The sequence below is a fragment of the Mesorhizobium sp. M2A.F.Ca.ET.067.02.1.1 genome (assembly GCF_004023285.1).
Taxonomy (GTDB): Bacteria; Pseudomonadota; Alphaproteobacteria; order Rhizobiales; family Rhizobiaceae; genus Mesorhizobium.
Genome location: NZ_RZSB01001500.1, coordinates 1 through 385 on the forward strand (window position 1 = coordinate 1; position 385 = coordinate 385).

General features: G+C 64.4%; 1 protein-coding gene. It reads left to right on the plus strand.

Translation table 11 applies throughout. The features are described from left to right. Positions 1-13: 13 nt before the first annotated feature. A partial coding sequence (locus EOA28_RS38515) for a glycosyltransferase family 4 protein (protein WP_148671245.1) occupies positions 14-385 on the plus strand: 372 nt, incomplete at its 3' end.

The following is a 385-nucleotide window of genomic DNA, read 5'->3' on the forward strand; positions in this document are numbered from 1 at the left end:
GCATTACGGAGCGGTGAAGGCAACCGCGACCACCTTGGGTAACTGGGCGACGAGCTTTGCCGCTCGGCGCGTGGTGGACCGCTTCATCGCGGTGAGCCACGCGGTCGCCGGTCACACCGGACTCACCCAAGGCCGCGCCCCCTACGACGTCATCCCCAACTTCGTGCCCGACGATGTCGAAGTGCTCGGCCCGGAAGATGCCTGCCTGCAGGGGCTTCCCGAGGATGGATTCATCCTGTTCGTCGGCGACCTGACACGCCTCAAGGGCATTGAAGTTCTCCTGCAAGCCTATGCCAGCCTGAAGCGGGCGCCGCAACTGGTGCTGGTCGGGCGCCGGGTCGCCGATACGCCAACCGAATTTCCGCCGAACGTTCGAATATTCAAC